Below are 23,252 nucleotides of genomic sequence, written 5' to 3' on the forward strand. Positions count from 1 at the left end.
GCCTTACACCACCAGCATCGTGTTGCCGGAGTTGGTCGCTTCGGACAATGCCCACACATCCAGCATCGCCTGCTCCAGGTCCGTCGCCGCCGCATAGCCGGACAGGCCCAGCGTGTTGGCCACGACTTCCACCGCCTCCGACGCGCTGTGGCCGCCGGTCGCATGCTGCAGCACCTGCGACAGCAGGCGTTGCTGCGTGCGGCGCAGCGCGTTCTGCGCATAGCTGCGCAGCTGCTCCTGTGAACGGCTGGTGGCAGGCAGTTTCAGGCCGCGCTCCAGCGTATCGATGCCGACCTGCGCGCGCAACGCCAAGCCAACCTGCAGGAACGCCGGCAGGTCCATGCCTTCCGGACGCGATACCGACAGCGCGGCAAACACAAACGCCGCCACCGCCTCGATCGCTTCGACCGCTTTCCATGCCAGCACAAAACCGGTGCGCAGGCCGGCGGTGATATCCGCGTCGGACTGACTACCCGCAGGCGTCAGCGCCGCCAGCGTCTCCGGCTTGGCGAACAGCTTGGTCAGTTCGGCCACGCCCGCGCGCAGCTGGTCCGCAGGCACCGTCAGCACGCCTTCGATGACGGATTTCTGCAGCACGCGGGTACGGCCGTCGACCTTGATCGACACGGCGCGCGGCACCTTCAGCGCGTCGGCATCCAGCGTGGCAAAGACAGGCGCCAGGTTCAGCGCGGACCATGCCTGGCCCCACGCCAGGATCACTTCCGGTTCATCCACGCCATGCTCGCCGGCCAGCTGGCGCAGCATCAATGGACCGCAACGGTTGACCGATTCATTGGCCAGCACGGTCGCCAGGATGGCGTTGGCCAGCGGGTGCCCCAGCGCGGGACGGGTAGCCACCAGCAGGTCCGGGAAGTACGGCTTCAGCACCGACTCGGCCCAGCTCAGGTCCGTCAGCGGCAGCGCCGACAGGATGCGCTTGTAGCGGTTCTTGACGTTGGCGATCACCACCGCCAGTTCCGGCGTGGTCAGGCCACGGCCGTCGGCCTTGCGGCGCGCCAGTTCAGCCACGGATGGCAGCTGCTCCAGCTCGCGCGACAGCGCGCCCTCTTCTTCCAGGAAGGCGATCAGCGATGCGTAGCCGTCCTGCACGGAGGCGTCGGCCTGCGCCTGGGCTTCGCGCACCAGCAACTGCGTTTGCAGCGTGTTGTCGCGCAGGACCAGGCGTTCGATGTCGGCGGTCATTTCGTTCAGCACGCGGTTGCGGTCCGCTTCGCTCAACTGGCCGGCGTTCATTTCCACGTCCAGCCACATCTTCGCGTTCACTTCATGGTCGGAGCAATCCACGCCGGCCGAGTTGTCGATCGCATCGGTGAAGATGCGGCCGCCCGACAGCGCGAACTCGATGCGGCCGGCCTGGGTCGCGCCCAGGTTGCCGCCCTCGGCCACGACCTTGCAACGCAGCTGGTTGCCGTCGACGCGGATGTTGTCGTTGGCGCGGTCCTTGACCTGCGCGTGCGATTCGGTCGACGCCTTGATGTAGGTGCCGATACCGCCGTTATAGAACAGGTCCACCGGCGCCAGCAGGATGCGGTGCATCAGCTCTTCCGGCGGCAGCGAGGTTTCCTCGATATCCAGCGCGGCGCGGATCTGCGGCGACAGCTCGATGCTGCGGGCGGTGCGCGGGTACACGCCGCCGCCGGCCGAGATCAGTTCCTTGTTGTAGTCGTCCCACGAGGAGCGCGGCAGCGCGAACATGCGCTCGCGTTCGACGAAGGATTTTTCCATGTCCGGATTCGGATCGAGGAAGATGTGGCGGTGATCGAAGGCCGCGACGATCTTCAGCTTGCGCGACAACAGCGCGCCGTTGCCGAACACGTCGCCCGACATGTCGCCGACGCCGACCATGGTCACAGGCGTGGCGTGGATGTCGTGATCCATTTCGTAGAAGTGGCGCTTGACGGCTTCAAACGCGCCCTTGGCGGTGATGCCCATCTTCTTGTGGTCGTAGCCGTTCGAGCCGCCCGACGCGAACGCGTCGCCCAGCCAGAAGCCGCGCTCCACGGCGATGCCGTTGGCGATGTCGGAGAAGGTCGCGGTGCCCTTGTCGGCAGCCACCACCAGGTACGGGTCGTTGCCGTCGTAGCAGACGGTGTCGGCCGGCGAAACGATATTGCCCAGCACACGGTTGTCGGTCATTTCCAGCAGGCTGGCGATGAACAGGCGGTACACCGCCTCGCCTTCGGCCGCGATGGTCTCGCGCACGGCGTCCTTCGGCATCTGCTTGCAAACGAAGCCTCCCTTGGCGCCAGCCGGCACGATGACGGCGTTCTTCACCATCTGCGCCTTGACCAGGCCGAGGACTTCGGTGCGGTAGTCTTCCATGCGGTCCGACCAGCGCAGGCCGCCGCGGGCGACAGGGCCGCCGCGCAGGTGCACGCCTTCGAAGCGGCGCGAGAACACGAAGATCTCGCGGAACGGACGCGGCTCCGGCACCAGCGACAGATTGCTGGTGTCGAACTTGAAGATGATCTTGTCGCCCTTCTGATTGTTCTGGAAGTAGTTGGTGCGCAGCGTGGCGGTGATCAGGTCGACCATCGCACCCAGCACTTCTTCGCTGTCGGCGTGGTTGATGGCCGGCAGGCGGCTCTTGATGCCGGCCAGCGTATCGAGTGCGGCGGCGCGGGTGGCGGCGTCCAGCGCGGGATTGAAGCGCTGCAGGAACGCGTCCACCAGCTCCTTCACAATCGCCGGCTGCTTGCGCAGCGTTTCAGCGATGTAGCGCACCGAGAAACGGGTGCCGGTCTGGCGCCAGTAGCTCATGTAGGCGCGCACCAGTTGCACTTGTCGCACGCTCAAGCCGCCTTCGATGACCAGGCCGTTCAGGCGGCCGTCTTCGGCCTCGTTGTTGAACAGCGAGGCAAACAGTTCCTGCGCGACCGGCACCACTTCGGCCTTGGCCAGGTTGGCGGCGCTGGCTACATCCACCGTCAGGCTGGTGACGAAGCGACGCTGGCCGTCCAGGCGGATCGAGTGCGCCTGTTCGCGGTCGATGGCGACGCCGGCGTTATGCAACGCAGGCAGGATGGTTGACAGCGACGGTACGCGGTCGACGGAATACAAACGGATCGTGGTGGCATCTGCCTCCGCGCCGTTGCCGACGTCGACGCGAACGTCCACGCGCGATGGGTCGGTGTTGGCCAGGATCGCTTCCAGGTCGTGGAAGGCGGCTTGCGGCGCGGTCGAAGCGACATAGTCGGTCGGCAGCGTGGCGCACATGCGGCGCAGGTGCGCGCGCATCGGCACGTTCGGCACGGCGTCGGCCAGCGCGGAGAACTGGTCATGCCAGCCGTCCAGCACCGACAACAGCGGCTGCTGGATATCGGTTTCCAGGTCCAGCGGATAGCGCGCGGCATGGGCGATCAGGTAGACGCGGGCCAGCGGACCATCGGCCACCAGCGTCTGCGAGCTGACATGCTGGGCGCCGGAGCTGGCTTGCAGCGCCTTGGCCAGCGACGAAGCGACGCTTGCGCTGTAACGCTCGCGCGGCAGGTAGACCAGTACATTCAGGTGGCGCGCATAGACGTCGCGGCGGGCAAACACCTTGGTGCGCGGCTGCTTGTACAGCGATACCACGGCGCCGCAGACCTCGGCCAGCCATTCCGGTTCGCCTTCCAGCGCTTCGGTGCGCGGCAGCGATTCCAGGATCTCGATGAATTTCTCGGCGCGGAAGCCTTCCTGGCGCACGCCGGCGATGCTCAACACCTTGGCGACGCGGCCGCGCGCGAACGGCAGGCGATTCAACGGCGTGGCGGTGGCGGCGCGGGTGAACAAACCGACGAAGCAATATTCGCCAAGGATCGCGCCTTGCGCGTCGGTGTGGCGCACGCCGATGAAGTCCAGCTGCTGGTCGCGGTGCAGCGTGCCTTCGACGTCGGCCTTGACGATGGACAGCGTGTTGGCGCGTTTCGACAGCGTGTCGAAATCTCCGGGAATATTGGCCAGGCAGGTGCCGTAGACCGGATGCGACGTATCCTGCAGCACGCCGATGCGGCTCGGGATGTCGCGTTCCAGTTCGCGCACGCCCGGCTTGACCTGGTAGTAGGCATAGCCGAACGGCTCGAAGCCTTCGGTCTTGGCCCATTCGAGGAAGGCCGCGACTTCCTTGCCTTCGTCGCCGTGGGCGGCGGCTTCGGCGCCGATGCGGCTGAAGTGCGCTTCCATCGCGGCCTTGTCGCGGCGGACCACGGCGGCATCGCGCGACACCATTTCCAGTCGCTCGACCAGCATGCCGATTTCAGCATCCGGCAGGTCTTCGGACAGCAGGCACAGTACGTACGATTCCAGCTTGTCGCCACTCTGGCCGACGGCCGTCACCACGCCGTCCGCGTTACGCGCGACCGGCAGCACCGAATTCAACACGCCGTCGACGCCGACGCGCAGCTTGCGCATCGCCATGACGATGGAGTCCACCAGGTACGGCATGTCATCGTTCAGGATCAGCAGCGCGGTGGCCATGCCGCCGCGGCCGTCCGCGTAGCGCAGTTTGGCGATTTGCGCGCCGGATCCGGTGCGCTTGGAAGCGAAGGTGAAACCATCCCACAAAACTGGCGCCAGGCTGTCGGGCGCGGTGCCCGACAAGTCTTCGTCATCCAGGGAGCCGAGCCAGGCGCCGATCAGCGCCGCGACTTGTGTGCTGTCGCTGGCAGGCTTGCTTGCGTTGACCAAATCCAGCGTCTGTTTGCGCAGGTCTTGTGGCATTTGTTTCATCGTTGCTTCTCCAATACGTTATGAGTATTTTATGTTGCAGAGCCGCGCCGGCTTGTGGCTGCGCGGCGGTGGTCGCGTGTTATTAAACACCAAATCGCCATATGGGGGTGAAATCCCGTTTTACAAATCGTACAGGCCAGGCAGGCCCAAAATACGGCTCAAATCTTCCAGCGCGGCGTGCACCTCGATCGCCAGCGCGGGATCGGCCAGGTCGGACGGCTCCAGGCGGTCGCGGTAGTGTTTCTCGACCCACGCCACCAGCGTGTGGTACAGCGCTTCCGTCATCACCACGCCTTGATGCATGGCCGCCGCTTCGGCGTCGGTCAGCGCCACGCGCAGGCGCAGGCACGCAGGACCGCCGCCGTTGCGCATCGACTGGCGCAGGTCGAAATGTATCAGTTCGTCGACCGCGTTGCCGCTGGCGACCAGGCCTTCGAGATAGGCCGCGACGGCGGCGTTTTCCTGGCATTCCTGCGGGATCACCAGCGCCATCTTGCCGTTGCCCTTGCTCAGCAGCTGGCTGTTGAACAGGTAGCTGTGCACCGCGTCGGCCACCGACACCTTTGCCGTGTCGACGCGGATCGCGTTCAGGTCCGCGCCCACGCCGCCCATCGCGCGGCGCAGCTGCTCGAGCGCGCCCGCTTCGTCGGCGAAAGCCTGCTCGTGGTAGAACAGCACATTGCCGTTGCCTACCGCGATGACGTCGTTGTGGAACACGCCCTGGTCGATCACGTCGGGATTCTGCTGGATGTAGACGGTGCGTTCCGCCGACAGGCCGTGCAGTCGCGCGACCGCCTGCGACGCTTCCAGCGTCTGGCGTGCCGGGTATTTTTTCGGCTGCGATGCCGACACGTCGAACTCGGTACGGCCGTAGACGAACATCTCGACGGCGGCGCTGCCGTGGTCCTTGCACAGGCGCGTGTGATTGGCCGCGCCTTCGTCGCCGAACGCCGGTGTGCCCGGCAAGGCGTCATGCACGGCGAAGTGCTTGTCGTCCTTGAAGATGGCGCGCAGCGAACGGGCCGACTGCGCGTGCTCGAAAGCGCGGTGCAGCTTGTTGTTCAGGTTGGCGGCGGTGAAATGCGCGCGGCCATCGGCGCTGTCGGCGGATGGGCTGACGGTGGCCGCGTTGGCGGTCCACATCGGCGAGGCCGACCAGGCGCAGGCCAGGATAACCGGCGCTTCCTTGGCGGCCTTCGCCAGCACCTCGGCATCGCTGCCGGTAAAGCCTATGCTGCGCAGCAGGCGGAAATTCGGACGGTCCTGCGGCGGCAACAGCGCCTGGCCAAAGCCGCGCGCGGCCAGCGCGCGCATCTTGGCCAGGCCTTGCAGGGCCGCCAGCTTCGGATTCGAAGCGCTCTTGACGTTGCTGAACGAGGCCACATTGCCGAACGACAGACCGGCGTAGTTGTGCGATGGGCCGACCAGACCGTCAAAATTGAATTCGCGTGCGCTCATGGCAGTTCCTTAGAAGTTCATACCCGGCGACAGCTTCGCAGGCATTTCAAGTACGTTGTTTTCGATCGATGCGACCGGGTAGGCGCAGTAGTCCGCCGCGTAGTAGGCGCTCGGACGATGGCTGCCCGACTTGCCCACGCCGCCGAACGGCGCGCTGCTGGCGGCGCCGGTGGTCGGACGGTTCCAGTTGACGATGCCGGCGCGCGCGCGGACCTGGAAGATCTTCCACAGGTTCTCGTCGTTCGAGATCAGCGCCGATGCCAGGCCGAATTCGGTGGCGTTGGCCGCCTTGATCGCGCTGTCGAAGTCTGCCACGCGGATCACCTGCAGCAGCGGGCCAAACCACTCTTCGTCCGGAATGCCCTGCGCATCGGTCACATCGACGATGCCGGCGGTGACGAAGCCGGTGTTCTCGTCCAGCTGGCGCATCTGCAGCAGGCTCTTGCCGCCCTTGGCCACCATGTCGGCCTGCGCCTGCACCAGTCGTTTAGCGACGGCTGACGAAACCACAGGACCCATGAATGGCGCAGGTTCCGCGTTCGAGGCGCCGACCGTCAGGCGGCTGGCGACATCGACCAGGCGCACGACGATCGCATCGCCCTCGGCGCCCTGATTGACAATCAGGCGGCGCGCGCAGGTGCAGCGCTGGCCGGCCGAGATGAAGGCCGACGAAATCGCCATGAAGACGGCGGCGTCGATGTCCTTGACGTCCCACACCACCAGCGGATTGTTGCCGCCCATTTCCAGCGCCAGCATCTTGCCCGGCTGGCCGCCGAACTGCTTGTGCAGCGCGGTGCCGGTCTGGCAGCTGCCGGTGAACAGCACGCCGTCCAGCAGTTCGTTCCGGCCCAGCGCGATGCCCGCATCGCGGCCGCCGTTGACCAGGTTGATGACGCCCTTCGGTAAGCCGGCCTTCTCCCACAGTTGCACGGTCTTGACGGCGGTGCGCGGGGCGAATTCGCTGGGCTTGAAGACGACGGTGTTACCGGCGATCAGCGCCGGCACGATATGGCCGTTCGGCAGGTGGCCGGGGAAGTTGTATGGACCGAACACGCCGAACACGCCGTGCGGACGGTGGCGCAGCACGGCCTCGCCGTCGGCGACCTTGCTCTGCGTTTCGCCGGTGCGCGCGCCGTAGGCCTGGACCGAGATGTCGATCTTGTTGGCCATGGTGGTCGCCTCGGTGCGGGCTTCCCACAGCGGCTTGCCGACTTCCTCGGAGATCAGCAGCGCCAGCTCTTCGGCGTCCTGCTTCAGCAGATCGCGGAAACGGGTGCAGACGGCGATGCGCTCGGCCAGCGGCGTCAGCGCCCAGGCTTCGAAGGCGCCGCGCGCGGCGGCGCAAGCCTGCGCCACGTCCTGCGCGGTCGATTCCTTGCTGGCCCAGGTCTGCTTGCCGTTCGACGGGTCGATGGTGACCAGTTCGGCGCCGCTGCCCGGCAGCCATTCGCCGTTAATGTAGTTGCTTAAAACGTTAGACATGTGGATTCTTCCTCAGATTGAGAGACAGCGTGCGCACGGTATCGCCGGTGTGGCAGTGCAGGAGTTGTTGTTCGGCGTCCGGCAGCGCCACGATGCCGGCGACCGGCACCGACTGCGACAGGATCATGCGGAAATCCTTGAGCGTGGTGTTCGACACCAGCATCGGTTCGGCCACGGCGGTCTCCGGTGCGCAGGCCGAATCCCAGTCGCCGGCCAGGCCGATCTCGGCCAGCGTGCTGTCGCGCATCGCGCGCAGCTCGGACACGCGGGCCTGCAGCACCGGACCGGCGTCGAAGATGTCGATATAGCCCTCGAAGTACATGCCTTCCTGCTCCAGCAGCCGGCGCGCGGGCGCGGTCGAGGTGTGCACCTTGCCGATCACGGCCTGCGCGTCGTCCGGCAGGTAGGCCACGTACAGCGGCTGGCGCGGCATCAGCTCGGCGATGAAGGACTTCTTGCCGACGGCGGTCAGGTCGTCCACGTGGTCGAAGTCCATCTTGAAGAAGTGGCGGCCCAAACCTTCGTAGAACGGCGAACGGCCGCTCTCCTCCTGGTAGCCGCGCATCTCCGCGATCAGCTTTTCGGTGAACAGGTGCGGGAACTGCGCGATGAACAGGAAGCGGCTCTTCGACAGCAGCTTGCCGTTGTTGCCGGTGCGGTAGTCGGGATGCAGGAACAGCGAGCACAGTTCGGTGCTGCCGGTCAGGTCGTTCGACAGGTACAGCGTGTCCATGCGGGTGAACACGTCGAGCTCGCGGCTCGAGTGCACCAGCGTGCCGATGCGATAGTTATAGAACGGCTCCGTCAAGCCGACCGCGCCCTTGATCGCGCACACGCCGGCCAGGCGGCCCGTGTCGGTATCCTCCATGACGAACATGTAGTCGCGCTTTTCGGGCGGGATGCTCTCGGCGAACGAAGCGACGGCGATCGCCACGCGGTCGCCCATCATCTTCATGTCCGGCTTGAGGGTGGTCATGCCGCTGCCGACCTGCGTGGCCATCACGTACAGGGCGTCGAGGTCTTCGGCTTTGATTGCGCGTACTACTAGCATAGGTTGTCCACTCTTAGATTCTGACGCAGATGACGGTGTCGCCCTCGGCGACCTGGAGCGCTTCCTGCACATCGGCAGGCAGCGCCACATTGACTTGCGATTCCAGCGACGGGCAATGCGTGATCACCGCGCGGAAATTATGCTCGGAGCCGGAAGCGACGGCGTAGCGCAGCTGCGGCTCACGGCCGCGGTCCGGCGATTCGGCGGCGGTGGTCACGCGCCGCTGCAGCGCGCCGGTGAAGGTGCGCAGCGAATTCTTGTGCGCCTGCAGGATCGGGCCGCCGTCGAAGATGTCGATGTAGTCGTCGGCCTCGAAGCCTTCGGCCGTCAGCAGGTTGAACGCCAGCTCGCCCGACGGATGGATCTGGCCCATGGCCGCCTGCGCGTCGCCCGGCAGCAGCGGCACGTAGACCGGATAGTGCGGCATCAGCTCGACGATCAGGGTGCGGTTGCGGGCGCCGCCGATGACGCGCTCGGCGTCGAGGAAGTCCATCTTGAAGAATTTACGGCCCAGCGCATCCCAGAACGGCGAACCGCCGTCGGCATCGGTCACGCCGGCCAGCGGCACGAAGAAGCGGTCGGCGAAGCGGTGCGGAGCCAGCACGGCGAACATCAGCCGCGCGCGCGACAGCAGCGCCGCTTCCGGCGTGCCGTGCTCGCGCTCGCCGACGTAAAAGCTCGACAGCTGCGAATAGCCGGTCAGCTCGGAGCACAGCGTCAGCGCGTGCACGCTGTGGCTGATGTTCAGGTCGCGCGAGACCTGCTGGATCACGTCGTTGCGGAAGGAGAAGTAGGTGCCGTTGGAGCCGGCTGCGGCGAAGATCGCGGCGGTGCCGACGATGGTCTGGTCCTGCGGCGATTCCAGCACCAGCAGGTAGGATTCCTCGCTGGGGATGTCGACATGCGCGGCAAACGACGCGATCGAACGCTCGATCATGGCGACGATTTTCTCGCGCGTTTTCGGCAAGGTGTGCACACCCGGCATGGTCACTGCGGCCAACGCTTCGAGGGCAGCAAGATCCGCAAGTTCTACCGGACGGACTACATACATGGGAACTCCTTAGAAAATGCGAACCGGCCCGGCGAGCGCCGGGCCGTGTAGTCGTCATTCCCGCGCAGGCGGGAATCCATAGAACGCTGGCAACTCAAGCGCGGCATGGATCCCCGCTTTCGCGGGGATGACGGTGGTTTTAACTCAGGCCGCCGCCATCATGCCGTCCAGCGACAGGCGCAGGATGCGGTCGACTTCGGCGATCTGCGCGTCGGAGACGATCAGCGCCGGCGCCAGGCGCACCACGTCCATGCCGGCGATCAGCACCATCAGGCCGTTGCCTTCGGCGGCTTTCTGGATGTCCTTCGAACGGCCTTTCCAGGCATCCGTCACAACCAGGCCCAGCAGCAGGCCGGCGCCGCGCACTTGCGCAAACACTTGCGGGTAGTCGGCGATCAGCTTGTCCATCGTCGAGCGCAGCTTGGCGCCGGCTTCCTTGACACGGGCCAGGAAGGCCGGCTGGTTGATCGTGTCCAGCACCGTCAGCGCCACGGTCGCGGCCAGCGGGTTGCCGCCGTAGGTGGTGCCGTGGGTGCCCACGCCCAGCGTCTTGGCCAGTTCCTCGGTGGTCAGCATGGCGCCGATCGGATAGCCGTTGCCCAGCGCCTTGGCCGAGGTCAGGATGTCCGGCGTGATGCCGTAAGTCATGTAGTGGAACAGGTCGCCGGTACGGCCCATGCCGCACTGGACTTCGTCGAAGATCAGCAGCGCGCCGGTCTTGTTGCACAGCTCGCGCAGCTCCTGCAGGAAGGCCTTGTCGCCCGGCACCACGCCGCCCTCGCCTTGCAGCGGCTCGACGATCACCGCGCACACGTCGTCGCCGATGGCGGCGCGTGCGGATTCGATGTCGTTATACGTGATGTGCTCGATCGATGGCGGCAGCGGCTCGAAGCCTTCGGTGTACTTCGACTGGCCGCCGACGGACACGGTGAACAGCGTGCGGCCGTGGAACGACTGGTAGCACGACACGATGCGCGACTTGTGCTCGCCGAACTTGGTGTGGGCGTACTTGCGCGCCAGCTTCAGCGCCGCTTCGTTGGCTTCGGCGCCGGAGTTGCAGAAGAAGGCGCGGTCGGCGAAGGTCGCCTCGGTCAGCGCGATGGCCAGGCGCAGCACCGGCTCGTTGGTGTAGCCGTTGCCCAGGTGCCACAGGGTGTTGGCCTGGCGGGTCAGCGCTTCGACCAGGATCGGGTTGCAATGGCCCAGCGAGGCCACGGCGATGCCGGAGGTGAAGTCCAGGTAGTGCTTGCCATTCTGGTCCCACAGGTCCAGACCAGCGCCTCGGACCGGTACCATCGCTGCGGGTGCGTAGGTTGGCACCAGGACTTCATCAAAGGTCTGACGAGTCACAGGACGGGTGGTTACGGTCGTATCTAGCTTGGCGTTCATGGCATTCCCTATCAGTGTTGGGTAAGGCGCGGCACAGCACCGCGTGGACCCATTATAAAAAGCGGCATGCTAAAACTCTTTTCTAATGGCGACAAGGATTTTCACTTTTGGCCGCAAAGTAAGCTTGCCAGAACGACCAGTCTATACAACCGGCATCAGCTTGCGCTGCCGCTCCTCGCGCGGCGTGTTGCCGAACAGGGCGCCGAAGGCGGTGGAAAAATGCGAGCCGGAGGAGAAGCCGCACATCAGCCCCACCTGCACGATGGAGTGATTGGTTTCCAGCAGCAACTGCCGCGCCCGCTGCAGGCGCAGCTCCAGGTAGTAGCGCGACGGCAGGCTGCCCAGGTATTGCTTGAACAGGCGCTCCAGCTGGCGCCGCGACAGGCCGACCAGGTTGGCGATGTCGTCGGTGGACAGCGGTTCCTCGATATTGGTTTCCATCAGCGTCACCGCCTCGGACAGGCGCGGCTGCAGCGCGCCGAAGCGGGCCTGCAGGGCGACGCGCTGGCGCTCCTCGTGGCCGCGCACGCGCTCGACGCACAGGCTCTCCTTGATGGCGGCCTGCACGGTGGCGCCGAACAGGTGCTCGATCAGCGTCAGCGAAAAGTCGATGCTGGCGGAGCCGCCGCAGCAGCTCAGGTGCCGGCCGTCCAGTTCGAACAGGTGGGGCGTCAGGATGGCGCGCTCGGCGATTTCCTCGGTGTCGGCGTACAGCGCCCACGGCAGCGCGATGCGCACGCCCGACATCAGCCCGGCGCTGGCCAGCCACAGCACGCCGGCGCCGACGCCGCCCCAGTATTCGGCCGAGCGGCAGCGTTCGATGACGGCGCGGCACACCTCCGGCGCCAGCGGCGCCTGGCTCTCGTCGGCGACCAATAGCGCAATGTGCCAGCCCGGCTGCGCCAGCACCACTTGCGCCGGCGTCATTGTTTCCAGATGAAATTGATGCGGACCCAGCGACGCGGCGGCCAGCCGCAGCGGCTGCACCAGGCCGGCCCAGGTGATGGAATCGGCCTCGCCGGCGTTCACCAGCAGCATGCGCAGCGGCCGCTCCTGGGTGACGCGGGACAGGTTATCGAAAGACATGGGCTAGCTACTCCGGGGCCAGCGCGGCGGCAGGCCGCTCGGTGCTCCACTGGCTGACGATCATACCGGAGATCAACAGCACCGCGCCCAGCAGTCCGTTCCAGGCCAGCGTCTCGCCCAGCCAGAAATACGCGAAGATGGCGGCGCAGCCCGGCTCGAAGGCGTAGATCACGGCCGCCTCGTTGGCGCTGCTGTGGCTCTGGCCCCAGGTTTGCAGCGAAATGATGGCCGCCGTGGCCACCACGCCCAGGTAGACCAGGTTCAGGCCGTACATCTGCAAGCCCTTCCAGATATAGCTGACATAGTCCGGCAGGTCCTGGCTGCGCTCGGCCAGGCCCAGCGGCACTTCGCGTATCAGCAGCCAGGCCGCCGCGCACACGGCCACGGTGAGGATTTGCGAGGCCGTCAGCACCATCAGCTTCTCGACCTTGCGGGTGGTGCTTTCCATCAGCTTGACGTAGATGCCGAAGAACAGCGCGCACAGCAGCGCCAGCGTGTCGCCGCGGCCCCAGGTGAAGCTGCCTTCCCAGCACAGCGCGAACAAGCCGGCCAGCGCCAGCACCAGCGCGACGACGATGCGGCGCTCCAGTTTGGCCCCGAGCAGCACGCCCAGCAGCGGCGGCACCAGCACGTTGAGGCCGGTGACGAAGGCGTTGCGGTTGGAACTGGTCAGCGCCAGCCCCTCGATCTGGAACACGTAGCACAGGAACAACACCGCGCCGGCGGCGATGCCCCAGCGGATATCGTTCCACCGGGCGCGCCACATAAACGGCAGCAACAGCAGGCCGGCCAGCGCGAAGCGGCACAGCACGATCCAGCTGGCCGACAGGTAGCCGGTCATGTCCTTCATCGCGGGGAAAGTCGTGCCCCACACCAGGGTCACGATCAGCAGAGCGGCGATGCCGCGCAAGTGTTGAGGCATGGCTTTTTTATTATCAATGTTCGTCCGTCATTATAGTACCCGCCCGGGGCTGCCCGTGCGAAACAGCTATAATCACAGTCTATGGGTGAACGATTTTTGAAAAGTATCCGGCTGCTGGCGGATTGCTTACAGAGCTACGAACGGCTCTCTGGACAGTACGTGCGCCAGAGCGGCTTGACGCACGCCCAGTTCGATATCATCGCCACGCTGGGCAATACGCCCGGCATGTCCTATAAAGAACTGGGCGACAAGACGCTGATCACCAAGGGCACGCTGACCGGCGTGATCGAACGGCTGGAGCAAAAAGGATTGGTGGAACGTCAGCGCAACGACTGCGACAAACGTTCCTTCTTCGTGAAGCTGACCAGGGAGGGCGAGCAGGTGTTCTGCGACGTCTTCCCGGAGGTCATCTCACAGAGCGGGAAAGTGTTTGCGCACTACACCGAGGACGATTTCGCGGCACTTGAAAAAACCCTGTCCGAGCTCAAAACTGTGATCATGGCCGGCCACACCGAATGCCCGTCCACCCCTGACTCAACCAAGGAAAACATTTGAAAACGACACTGCTCGAAGGCAAAAAGCCTGCCAAATTCGACAAACACATCATCGGCAACCTGCTGCTGAACCAGGCCACACCAGACGAAGTGCGCCAGGAAAAGCTGCTGATCGGCATCCGCAACGAAGCCGGCGAGATCTATCGTCTGATCGGCGCAACCAAGCACAACAGCTTCATGAACGCGATCGAGGAACTGTTCGACCTGGGCCTGACCGACGAACTGCAAGACACCGACGCCACCCAGGACGGCTGCGACGCCATCTTCAGCGAGCAATAAGCCCGGCGGCGGCGGGCGTGGTACGGCAAAAAAGTATTTTCCCAAGAAGTGCCGCAAGGCAATATTCCGAGTATAATTTTTTTGCATGGACAGACTCGACGCCTTCAAGACCATTGCCGCTCAGGCGAGCCGGGGGGAGCTGACGTTCCCTGCCAACGTCAACGCCTCGCTGCGCCTGCAGCAGGCGCTCAACGATCCCGACTGCCACGTCGAAGCGGCGGCCAAGCTGATCCAGGCGGACCCGTTGCTGGCGGCGCGCAGCGTCGCCATCGCCAACTCGGTGGCCTACAACCGCTCCGGTACTGAAATTTCCAGCGTGCGCGCGGCCGTGCAGCGGCTCGGCGTGCGCACGCTGCAATCGCTGGTCGCGGCGCTGATCGTGCGCCAGATCGGCAGCCAGATCACCGATCCCGCCCTGCTGGCCAAGGTCAACCAATTGTGGGAACACACGGCGCACGTGGCGGCCCTGTCGCAGGTGATCGCGCGCCGGGTCACCCATGTCGACCCGGACACGGCGCTGTTTGCCGGCATCATGCACGAGGTGGCCGGGTTCTACATGCTGTCCTGCGCCGGCGAATACCCGGAAGTGATGGAAGGCGAGCCGGAGGACTGGGTCGAGCACGGTGAGGTGACGATAGGCCGCGGCGTGATGGCCAAGCTGGACGTGCCGGAAGCCGTGTCGCGCGCCATCGAATCGATGTGGGTGGGCTTGCGCGCGCTGCCGCCGGAAACGCTGGGCGACACGCTGCTGCTGGCCAACGACTTGTCGCCGGTCCACTCGCCGCTGTACCAGCGCCCCGGCGCCACCACCCTGCAAGGCGCCCGCACCATCGACTTCGTCGTCGGCGAAGGCACGCTGCACGCGATCATGACCGAATCCGCGCTCGAAGTGCAGTCGCTGTACGCGGTATTGATGCTGTAGACAAAAAAAAGCCCGCTGGGGAGCGGGCAAAGTCCAAAACTAGGGATCTCCTCCAGAGGAGACGTTTCAAGAATACCCCGCCCCCCCGTCCTGCTCTGTGCGCCAGTTCACATAAGGAGCACATTTCCTTACCAGACCGGCACCGTCTGCTTCCACGCCTCCAGCTGCTGCACGCGGCCATACCAGGCCATCAGCTTCGGATATTGCGTGACAGGCAATTTGGCTTGCTCGGTGTACATCAACGACGAAGCCAGCGCGAAGTCCGCCAGGCTCAGCTTGTCGCCGACCACCCATTCGCGCCCCGCCAGGTGCTGCTCCAGCACGGCGGCGAATTGCGCCACCTGGCGCCCGGCGCGCTCCAGTTCCGCCGGATCGGCCGCGCCGTTGCCGGTCAGCCCCTTCCAGATGTTTTCATAGACGATGGCCCCCAGCGCCGGCGCGAAATGCTGCGACGACCACAGCAGCCAGCGGTTGATGTCGGCCCGCGCCACGATGTTGTCGGGATACAGGGTCTGGCCCAGCGTGCGGTCGGCCAGGTATTGCATGATGGCGCAGGATTCCCACAGGATAAAGTCGCTGTCCTGCAGCACCGGCACCTTGCTGTTGGGATTGAGCGCGACCAGCCGCCGCCGGTCTTCCGGGCTCATCAGGTTTACTTCGGTCAGTTCCAGCGGCGTGCCCATGTGGACGGCGGCCAGCATCACGCGGCGCGAGCTGGAGGAGGCGGGGTGGTGGTATAAGCGCATTTGCAAATCTCCGATGACTGGGTTGAGGAGTTCATCGTAAGCCCGCCCCGCGACAGTTTTTGTCAGTAGTCTTCGCGCAGGTTCTGTTGCTGGCGCCAGGTCTTCAGCAGGTCGCTGCGGCGCGCCGGATAGCGCTGCCCGGTCGACTCCACCGAGGCGATGCGGTCGATGCGGAAATGGCGGAAGGCCATGCGCAGCTCGCACCACGCGGCCAGCAGCCGGCGCCCTTCCAGGAACGCCAGCGCAAACGGCCAGACCCACCGGTCCGACGGCTTGCCGTGCTCGTCGCAATAGGCCATGCGCAGGCGGTGCTGGTAACGGATCGCCTCGCGCACCGGCCGCACGTGGACGTCGCTGGCGGCGTTCTGGTCCATGCCCAGCGGCACCCACAGGCTGGTCTCGGCCATGTCGTCGCGCAAGTCCTTCGGCGTGGCGGCGGCGATCTTGGCCAGCGCGTTGTTGGCGGCGGCGGCCAGCGCCTCGTCGCCCTGCCTGCGCACCCAGCGCGCGCCCAGCACCAGCGCCTCCAGCTCGTCGGCGCCGAACATCAACGGCGGCAGGAAGAAGCCGGCCTTCAGCATGTAGCCGACGCCGGCCTCGCCCTCCAGCGGCGCGCCGAGGCCGGCCAGGGTCTGGATGTCGCGGTAAATGGTGCGTTCGGAGACGCCCAGCTGCTCGGCCAGGCGGGCGGCGGTGACGGGGCGGCGGTAGCCGCGCATGGCGTCCATCAGTAGGAAAAGTCGGCCGGTACGGCTCATTGCTGCGATCTCACTTGTCTCACTCCAGCAGGAAATTGCGCTGCGGCGCCTCCATGGCGGCGCTGTCGGCTGCCGTTTCATCCTTCAGCGCGACGCCGGACAATTGGCGCCGGCGCGATTCGGACAGCAGGTAGTGAAGCTTGAAGGCTGCGTCGTCGTAGGTCAAGCCCGCCGGACGCACATTCGAGATGCAATTGCGGGCGGCGTCGCTCAGGCCGACGCGCGGCGCCCAAGTCAGATACAGGCCCATGCTGTCCGGCGAGCTCAGGCCAGGGCGTTCGCCGATCAGCACCAGCACCGCGCGCGCGCCCAGCAACTCGCCCACCTCGTCGCCCACCGCCACCCGTCCCTGGCGGACGATGGACAGCGGCGCCAGCGACCAGGATTCGGCCGCCAGCCGCGCCATCAACGCTGTCAGGAAGGGCCGGACGTTCTGCTCGATGGCCAGCGCCGACAAGCCGTCGGCGATGACGAAGGCGAGATCGTAGCCGGCGCCGTCGCGCGGGCGCTCCAGCAGGGCCCGGCGCGAGGCGTCGTCCAGGCGCCGGCCCAGGTCGGGGCGCTGCAGGTAGATGTCGCGGCTGACGGCCGCGCTGTGCAGCGGCAGGCAGGGCAAGCCGGTGGCGGCCCGCAAGGCGTCGCCCAGCGCGGCGTGATCCAGGGCCAGGTGGACCGCGTCGCGCGCGCGCGCATGCGCCAGCTGGAATTCCAGCTGCGGCGCGGTTGGCTGGCTGACGCCGCTGCGCCCCAGCGCGATGCGCGCCGCCGTGAAACGCCGCAGCGAACCCCACGGATTGGGCGTCACCACGCCGTCGCCGCTGGGGCCGGAGGGACTGGCGGGCAGCAGGTCCTCGTCGTCGTTCATGTGCTTACCCATCAGTTCAGGCTGGCCAGCGCGCGCTGGAAGGAGGCCGGCAGCGCTTCGCCCAGTGTAACGTAATCGTCGCGGGTGAAGATTTCCATCTCCTTCAGCCAAGCCTCGAATTCCGGCGCCGGCTTCAGGCCCAGCACCCGGCGCGCATACAGCGCGTCGTGGAAGGATGTGGTCTGGTAGTTGAGCATGATGTCGTCCGAGCCGGGAATGCCCATGACGAAGGTGCAGCCGGCCGTGCCCAACAGGGTCAGCAGGATGTCCATGTCGTTCTGGTCGGCCTCGGCGTGGTTGGTGTAGCAGACGTCGCAGCCCATCGGCAGGCCCAGCAGCTTGGCGCAGAAGTGGTCTTCCAGCCCCGCGCGCACGATCTGCTTGCCGTCGTACAGGTACTCGGGGCCGATGAAACCCACCACCGAATTGACCAGCAGAGGCTGGAACTTGCGCGCCACCGCGTAGGCGCGCGTCTCGCAGGTCTGCTGGTCGACGCCGTGATGGGCGTTGGCCGACAGCGCGCTGCCCTGCCCGGTCTCGAAGTACATCACGTTGTTGCCCACCGTGCCCCGTTGCAGCGACAGCGCCGCCTGTTGCGCCTCCGCCAGCAAGGCCAGGTTGATGCCGAAGCCGGCGTTGGCCGCCTCGGTGCCGGCGATCGACTGGAACACCAGGTCGATCGGCGCGCCGCGTTCGATGGCGGCGATGGTGTTGGTGACGTGGGTCAGCACGCACGATTGCGTGGGGATGGCGTAGCGGCCGATGATCTCGTCGAGCATGGTGACGATCTTGATCACCTGCGGCACGTTGTCGGTGGCCGGGTTGATGCCGATCACCGCGTCGCCGCTGCCGTACAGCAGGCCGTCCAGCACGCTGGCGGCGATGCCGCTGGCGTCGTCGGTCGGGTGGTTCGGCTGCAGCCGCGTCGACATGCAGCCCGCCAGGCCGATGGTGTTGCGGAAGCCGGTAACGACGCGGCATTTCTTCGCCACCAGGATCAGGTCCTGGATGCGCATGATCTTGGAAACGGCCGCCGCCATCTCCGGCGTGATGCCGGGGGCGACGGCGGCCAGCGCGGCTTCATCGGCGGCGTCGCCCAGCAGCCAGTTGCGGAAGTCGCCCACGGTCAGGTGGGCGATGCGGGCGAAGGCGACGCGGTCGTGGTCGTCGATGATCAGCCGCGTCACCTCGTCCTGCTCGTACGGCACCACCATCTGGTTCAGGAACAGCGACAGCGGCAGCCCGGCCAGCGCCATCTGCGCCGCCACCCGCTCCTCGGCGCTGGCCGCCGCCAGCCCCGCCAGATAGTCGCCGGAACGCGCCGGCGTCGCCTTCGCCATCAAGTCCTTCAGGTCGCGGAACTGATATGTCCTGCTGCCTACCGTATGTGCAAAGCTGCTCATTGCCGTCTCCCGATGCCGCCGGTGTACTCGAGGTTGCTCGATGTTGTTAAAAGTTGCGCGAGGCCGTCACGACCAGGCGCTTCTGCGCCACGTTCTTGCCGCTGCCGTCGGCGTTGAAGAAGGTCCACAAGGGCGTGCCGTTCTTGCTGGCGTCGCCGCTGTTGTAGGTGCCCGCCGCCGAGACCGCCCAACTGTCGAAGGTCTTGGTCACGCCCGCCTTGACGTCGAAGAAATTGAAATCGCTCATGTTGCGCACCTGCTGGCGGCCCGCGTGCAGGTTCAGCACCAGGCCCGGCATCAGTTCGGGATTCCAGTTCACCTCGGCATAGGCGGTGCCGCGCGTATCGGCCAGCTTGCCGCTGTCCGGCTGCACCGCGAAGCCGAACCAGTATCGGCTCAGCGCCACCCAGGCGTAGGCGTTGAAGGCGCCGATGTTGACACCCAGCTTGGCCTCCTGGGTATGATACTTGATGTCCCTGCCGCCGGCCGCGTAGTGCGCGCCGGGGTACCAGTAGGTGACCAGGCCGGCGTCGATATTGCTGTCCGCGCTGAATGGATAGCGGTATCCGCCATAGACATCGATCTCCGAACCGCTGCCGTTGTTATAGGCCGCGTGCGAGACGCCGGAGCCGAACAGGCCCATGTAGAAGCCGCTGACGTGGGTGAAGTCCAGCGTGGCCTGCGCCGTCGGCTTGGCCTGCGTCTGCGAGATGCCGCGGAACAGATAGTCGGACGCCAGCGTGATGTTGCCGGTATTGGTCCAGTCGGGCGCGGGCGCCGCCGGCGCTGCGTCGGCGGCCAACGCGCCGCCTGCCGCGCAAGCCAGGCCGGCCGCGGCCAGCAGAGAGAAAATGGATTGGGACATGAAGAGTGCTCCGTTGATGTAGGTTAGGCAGCGTCAAGCGCCGCGTGCTGCTGGCGATTGCCCTTGGTGGCCAGGAAGAAACCATAGCCGACGGCCAGGAAGCCGACGAACACGCCAAAGATCAGCAGGTTGTAATAGATCATCGTCACCAGGCAGATCAGCGCGCCGGTCAGCGCGATGGCCGGGAACAGCGGATAGAACGGTGCGCGGAAAGGACGCGCCATGTGCGGCTCCATGCGGCGCAGCTTGAACAGGCTGAGCATGCTGAGGATGTACATGGTGATGGCGCCGAACACCGACATGGTGACGATGTTGGCGGTCAGAGTCTGGCCGCCGATCTTGATCAGCTCGTCGCTGTAGATGGCGGCGATGCCGATCACGCCGCCCGCGAGGATGGCGCGGTGCGGCGTCTTGAAGCGCGGGTGGATCTTGGCGAAGTAGTGCGGCAGGTAAGCCTCGCGGGCCAGCGCGAAGATCTGGCGCGAATAGCCGAGGATGATGCCGTGGAAGGAAGCGATCAGGCCGAACAGGCCCAGCCATACCAGCATGTGCAGCCAGTTGCTGTGCTCGCCGACGACGATCTTCATCGCCTGGGGCAGCGGATCGTTGATGTTGGCCAGCTTGGTCCAGTCGCCCGCGCCGCCGGCAAACACCATCACGCCGATCGCCAGCAGCACCAGCGTGATGATGCCGGCGATGTAGGCGATGGGAATCGACCGTTTCGGATCCTTGGCTTCCTCGGCCGCCATGGCCACACCCTCGATCGCCAGGAAAAACCAGATCGCGAAGGGGATCGCCGCGAACATGCCGGGGATCGATGCGATGCTGAAGCCGTCCTGGCCCGACCAGCCGCCCTTGACGAAGTTCGCCACCGAGAAGCCGGGCGAGACGACGCCCATAAACACCAGCAATTCGAAGATGGCGAGCAGCGTCATCAGCAGCTCGAAGGTGGCCGCCACCTGCACGCCGACGATGTTCAATGTCATGAACACGACGTAGGCGCCAACCGCCGCCGTCTTCGGATCGACGGTGGGAAACTGCACGTTCAGATAGGCGCCGATCGCCAGCGCGATCGCCGGCGGCGCGAACACGAACTCGATCAGCGTGGCCGCGCCGGCCAGGTAGCCGCCGACCGGGCCGAAGGCGCGCTTGCTGTAGGCGAACGGTCCGCCCGCGTGCGGGATCGACGTGGTCAGCTCGGTAAAGCTGAAGATAAACGTGGTGTACATGGCCGCGATGAACAGCGCGGTGATGGTAAAGCCCAGCGTCCCCGCCGAGGCCCAGCCGTAGCTCCAGCCGAAGTACTCGCCCGAGATCACCAGGCCTACCGCGATGCCCCACAACTGGAAGGTGCCCAGCGACTGTTGCAGCGCCGGTTGCCCGGCCGCCTGTTTTGCATTCATGTGATTCTCCCTAAGGTAAAGCGCTCTGGTATGGAAGTTGCAGCGGAATCGAGTATAGAAGCGAGCCAAATGCAAGCGTTATCGAAAATCGGCAAACTTGCGGTGGACTGGTGTCCACAGGAAGAAATAACGGGAAAACAACAGCGGGAGAAAAATAATATGCACCAGACTGCGACAGGATTGGTACACAGTGCGCCAGATTTGCGCACCGTGATGGCGCACGACGCCGACGAACTGGCCAGCAAGCTCACCAACTGGCAACAAAGCTACGACCAGATCAGCTCCGGCCTGTTCCGTGGCGCGCTGACCGAGTTGCGCCTGCCGCAGCTGCAAGTGTTCCGCGAAAGCCTGAGCCAGTCGGTGCGCCAATCCTGCCGCGTGTGGCCGGACGCCATCTGGTTCGGCCTGCCCGACCACGGCGCCAGCACCCGCATCAACGGCCGCCAGACCGAGGCCGACCGGATTATGGTTCAGCCTGGCAACGTTGAGTTCGAACTGGTAACACCGAGCGCCTACAGCATCTTCGGCATCGTCGCCAGCCGCGAGCTGTTGGCCGAGACGGCGCGCCGCTACGGTTCCCGGATCGACTGGCAGCGGGTGCAGTCGGCCGAGCTGTTGCAGGTGGATGCGCAAGCCCAGGCCAAATGCCTGCGCCTGCTGTCGCAGCTGCTGCCGGCCGAGGGGCCGGCCGCGGGCGGCCTCGGCGGCGGTGACGGACCATGGCAGGAACTGCTGCTGGGCGCGCTGATCGACATGCTGGACCACAGCAGCGTGGAGCCGGCGCTGGCGGCCAGCCTGAAACGCCGGCGCCACGTGGTGTCGCTGGCGCGCGAGTACATCATGGCCCATCGCGGCGATTCGATCACGGTGCCGGAGCTGTGCGAGCGCGTGCACGTGAGCCGCCGCACGCTGCAATACTGCTTCGAGGATGTGCTGGGCATGAGCCCCATGCTGTACCTGCGCATGGTGCGCCTGAACGGCGTGCGGCGGCAGCTGCAGGACGGCGGCGCCATCGGCGACGTGGCCGGCTCCTGGGGGCTGAGCAACTTCAGCCAGTTCTCCAGCGACTACCGCAAGCTGTTCGGCCAGTGTCCATCGGCGTCGCTGCGCTCACGCTCCACGGCGCACGCGCTCAGATGAGACGCAACGCGCCGGCCAGCGCGCCGGCCGCGATCAGCAGCACCGGATTGATTTTGGAGCGCAGCAGGATCAGCGCGGCCAGCACCGTCAGCACGTCGGCATGCCAGTTGACGTTGGAGATCCGGGCGAACAGCCAGGCCGTGGCCGCCAGGAAGCCTATCGATATCGGCGCGAAGGCGCCGCCCAGCGCTTGCGTCCATCGCCCTCCGGCGTGGCGGGCCTGCAGGCGTATCGCGGCCAGCGTCAGCAGCGTCGAAGGCGCCAGCACCGCCAGCGTGGTGAAGATCGCGCCCGCCCAGCCGGCGATCAGCCAGCCCACCAGCGAGACGAACAGCAGGTTGGGGCCGGGCGCCGCCTGCGCGATCGCATAGGCGGCCGAGAACTGCTCATTGTTCAGCCACTGCTTGCCTTCGACCACGTAGTGCCCCACCTGTGGTCCCAGCAGCACCACGCCGCCGCCCACCGCCATCAACGACATCAACGCTATGTGCAGCGAGAGTTCCAGCACCGGAGATTGCTCGTTCATTTCTTTTCTCCCAGCAGATAGGTCGCGCCGGTGCCCAACGGCGCCAGCACGCAGAACACCAGCGCCAGCTGCCATTGCAGCAGGCCCAGCCCGATGAAGGCCAGCGCCAGCAAGGCCGCCTGCAACAGCGTGCGGCGCTCGCGCCAGCCGGCCTTGGCGAACATGGCCTTGGCCATCTTCACGGCGGTGGCAAGGATGAGCCCGGCCGCCACCGCCGCCATGCCGCGTATCGCGTGGCGGAACATCTCGATGTCGCCGAAGCGCTGGTATACCACGCCCAGCGCGACCACCACCAGGAACGGGCCGCCGACCATGCCGGCCAGCGCCGCCAGCGCGCCGGCGGTGCCGGCGTAGCGGTTGCCCACCATCAGGGAGACATTGCAGATCGTCGGGCCGGGCAGCATCTGGCTACTGGCGAGATACTGCGCGAACTCCTCGGCCGTCAGCCACTTGCGCTGCTCGACCAGGGCACGGTAAGCGAACGGCATCACGCCGCCAAAGCCCATCAGCGCCAGCTTGGAAAACACCAGGAATATTGTCGATAAGGGCATGATGCGCTCCTCTTGGTTTCGATAGGGAGAATTTTCTTCTTCCCGGAAATATAAGTACAATGAATTTATTTAG

The 23,252-nt window shown here is 65.7% G+C and carries 20 protein-coding genes; 4 read left to right on the top strand and 16 right to left on the bottom strand.

Features of this window, described 5'->3' with window-relative positions:
- Positions 1-3 precede the first annotated feature (3 nt).
- The 8 genes from ABWW33_RS26305 to ABWW33_RS26340 all read right to left on the bottom strand — a co-directional run bounded on the left by ABWW33_RS26305 (position 4) and on the right by ABWW33_RS26340 (position 13,167).
- The gene (locus ABWW33_RS26305) at positions 4-4,728 is read right to left on the bottom strand and encodes an NAD-glutamate dehydrogenase domain-containing protein (RefSeq protein ID WP_353404403.1); all 4,725 of its coding nucleotides are present in this window, start codon (positions 4,726-4,728) and stop codon (positions 4-6) included.
- A gap of 120 nt (positions 4,729-4,848) precedes the next feature.
- Positions 4,849-6,186, bottom strand: a complete 1,338-nt coding sequence (astB, locus tag ABWW33_RS26310) for an N-succinylarginine dihydrolase (protein WP_353404404.1) — start codon at positions 6,184-6,186, stop codon at positions 4,849-4,851.
- A gap of 9 nt (positions 6,187-6,195) precedes the next feature.
- Positions 6,196-7,668: a succinylglutamate-semialdehyde dehydrogenase gene (gene astD / locus ABWW33_RS26315; RefSeq protein WP_353404405.1), complete on the bottom strand. Its 1,473-nt coding sequence runs from the start codon at positions 7,666-7,668 to the stop codon at positions 6,196-6,198.
- On the bottom strand, positions 7,661-8,719 hold the full coding sequence (gene astA / locus ABWW33_RS26320; RefSeq protein WP_353404406.1) for an arginine N-succinyltransferase: 1,059 nt from the start codon (positions 8,717-8,719) through the stop codon (positions 7,661-7,663). Before astA (ABWW33_RS26320) ends, astD begins: the two co-directional genes overlap by 8 nt.
- A 13-nt stretch (positions 8,720-8,732) precedes the next feature.
- Positions 8,733-9,770, bottom strand: a complete 1,038-nt coding sequence (gene astA / locus ABWW33_RS26325; RefSeq protein WP_353404407.1) for an arginine N-succinyltransferase — start codon at positions 9,768-9,770, stop codon at positions 8,733-8,735.
- Positions 9,771-9,914: 144 nt separating this feature from the next.
- The gene (astC, locus tag ABWW33_RS26330) at positions 9,915-11,159 is read right to left on the bottom strand and encodes an acetylornithine/succinylornithine family transaminase (RefSeq protein ID WP_353404408.1); all 1,245 of its coding nucleotides are present in this window, start codon (positions 11,157-11,159) and stop codon (positions 9,915-9,917) included.
- Positions 11,160-11,300: 141 nt separating this feature from the next.
- Positions 11,301-12,245: a GlxA family transcriptional regulator gene (locus tag ABWW33_RS26335; protein ID WP_176655772.1), complete on the bottom strand. Its 945-nt coding sequence runs from the start codon at positions 12,243-12,245 to the stop codon at positions 11,301-11,303.
- Between the two features lie 7 nt (positions 12,246-12,252).
- On the bottom strand, positions 12,253-13,167 hold the full coding sequence (locus ABWW33_RS26340; protein WP_353404409.1) for a DMT family transporter: 915 nt from the start codon (positions 13,165-13,167) through the stop codon (positions 12,253-12,255).
- An 81-nt stretch (positions 13,168-13,248) separates the two neighbouring features.
- Between ABWW33_RS26340 and ABWW33_RS26345 the strand changes: the two genes are divergently transcribed.
- The 3 genes from ABWW33_RS26345 (at position 13,249) to ABWW33_RS26355 (ending at position 14,922) form a co-directional block, all read left to right on the top strand.
- The gene (locus tag ABWW33_RS26345) at positions 13,249-13,722 is read left to right on the top strand and encodes a MarR family winged helix-turn-helix transcriptional regulator (RefSeq protein ID WP_176655774.1); all 474 of its coding nucleotides are present in this window, start codon (positions 13,249-13,251) and stop codon (positions 13,720-13,722) included.
- Positions 13,719-14,000, top strand: coding sequence for a hypothetical protein (locus ABWW33_RS26350; RefSeq protein ID WP_176655775.1), 282 nt, complete (start codon positions 13,719-13,721; stop codon positions 13,998-14,000). Before ABWW33_RS26345 ends, ABWW33_RS26350 begins: the two co-directional genes overlap by 4 nt.
- A gap of 85 nt (positions 14,001-14,085) precedes the next feature.
- Positions 14,086-14,922 (top strand): HDOD domain-containing protein, encoded by an 837-nt coding sequence (locus tag ABWW33_RS26355; RefSeq protein WP_353404410.1) that lies wholly within the window; start codon positions 14,086-14,088, stop codon positions 14,920-14,922.
- Between the two features lie 128 nt (positions 14,923-15,050).
- On the opposite strand, the gene ABWW33_RS26360 is transcribed toward ABWW33_RS26355, so the two are convergent.
- The 6 genes from ABWW33_RS26360 to eat all read right to left on the bottom strand — a co-directional run bounded on the left by ABWW33_RS26360 (position 15,051) and on the right by eat (position 20,962).
- Complete coding sequence (locus tag ABWW33_RS26360; RefSeq protein ID WP_176655777.1) at positions 15,051-15,668, bottom strand: glutathione S-transferase family protein; 618 nt, start codon at positions 15,666-15,668, stop codon at positions 15,051-15,053.
- Between the two features lie 62 nt (positions 15,669-15,730).
- Positions 15,731-16,426, bottom strand: coding sequence for a helix-turn-helix transcriptional regulator (locus tag ABWW33_RS26365; protein WP_176655778.1), 696 nt, complete (start codon positions 16,424-16,426; stop codon positions 15,731-15,733).
- Between the two features lie 19 nt (positions 16,427-16,445).
- Positions 16,446-17,291 carry an ethanolamine ammonia-lyase subunit EutC gene (gene eutC / locus ABWW33_RS26370; RefSeq protein ID WP_353404411.1) on the bottom strand — a complete coding sequence of 282 codons (846 nt, stop codon included), beginning with the start codon at positions 17,289-17,291 and terminating at the stop codon, positions 16,446-16,448.
- Between the two features lie 11 nt (positions 17,292-17,302).
- Positions 17,303-18,694, bottom strand: a complete 1,392-nt coding sequence (locus ABWW33_RS26375) for an ethanolamine ammonia-lyase subunit EutB (RefSeq protein ID WP_353404412.1) — start codon at positions 18,692-18,694, stop codon at positions 17,303-17,305.
- Between the two features lie 46 nt (positions 18,695-18,740).
- Positions 18,741-19,559: a TorF family putative porin gene (locus ABWW33_RS26380; protein WP_353404413.1), complete on the bottom strand. Its 819-nt coding sequence runs from the start codon at positions 19,557-19,559 to the stop codon at positions 18,741-18,743.
- A gap of 23 nt (positions 19,560-19,582) precedes the next feature.
- Positions 19,583-20,962 (bottom strand): ethanolamine permease, encoded by a 1,380-nt coding sequence (gene eat, locus ABWW33_RS26385; protein WP_353404414.1) that lies wholly within the window; start codon positions 20,960-20,962, stop codon positions 19,583-19,585.
- Positions 20,963-21,121: 159 nt separating this feature from the next.
- Here eat and ABWW33_RS26390 point away from each other — a divergent pair, with 159 nt between their 5' ends.
- Positions 21,122-22,102 (top strand): helix-turn-helix domain-containing protein, encoded by a 981-nt coding sequence (locus ABWW33_RS26390; RefSeq protein WP_353404415.1) that lies wholly within the window; start codon positions 21,122-21,124, stop codon positions 22,100-22,102.
- Here ABWW33_RS26390 and ABWW33_RS26395 read toward each other — a convergent pair.
- Positions 22,095-22,628, bottom strand: a complete 534-nt coding sequence (locus tag ABWW33_RS26395; RefSeq protein WP_353404416.1) for a chromate transporter — start codon at positions 22,626-22,628, stop codon at positions 22,095-22,097. The genes ABWW33_RS26390 and ABWW33_RS26395 overlap by 8 nt on opposite strands.
- Positions 22,625-23,179 carry a chromate transporter gene (locus ABWW33_RS26400; protein ID WP_176655785.1) on the bottom strand — a complete coding sequence of 185 codons (555 nt, stop codon included), beginning with the start codon at positions 23,177-23,179 and terminating at the stop codon, positions 22,625-22,627. The genes ABWW33_RS26395 and ABWW33_RS26400 overlap by 4 nt, the downstream gene beginning before the upstream one ends.
- Between the last annotated feature and the right edge of the window lie 73 nt (positions 23,180-23,252).

The organism is Duganella hordei (assembly GCF_040369125.1).
GTDB lineage: Bacteria > Pseudomonadota > Gammaproteobacteria > Burkholderiales > Burkholderiaceae_D > Rugamonas > Rugamonas hordei.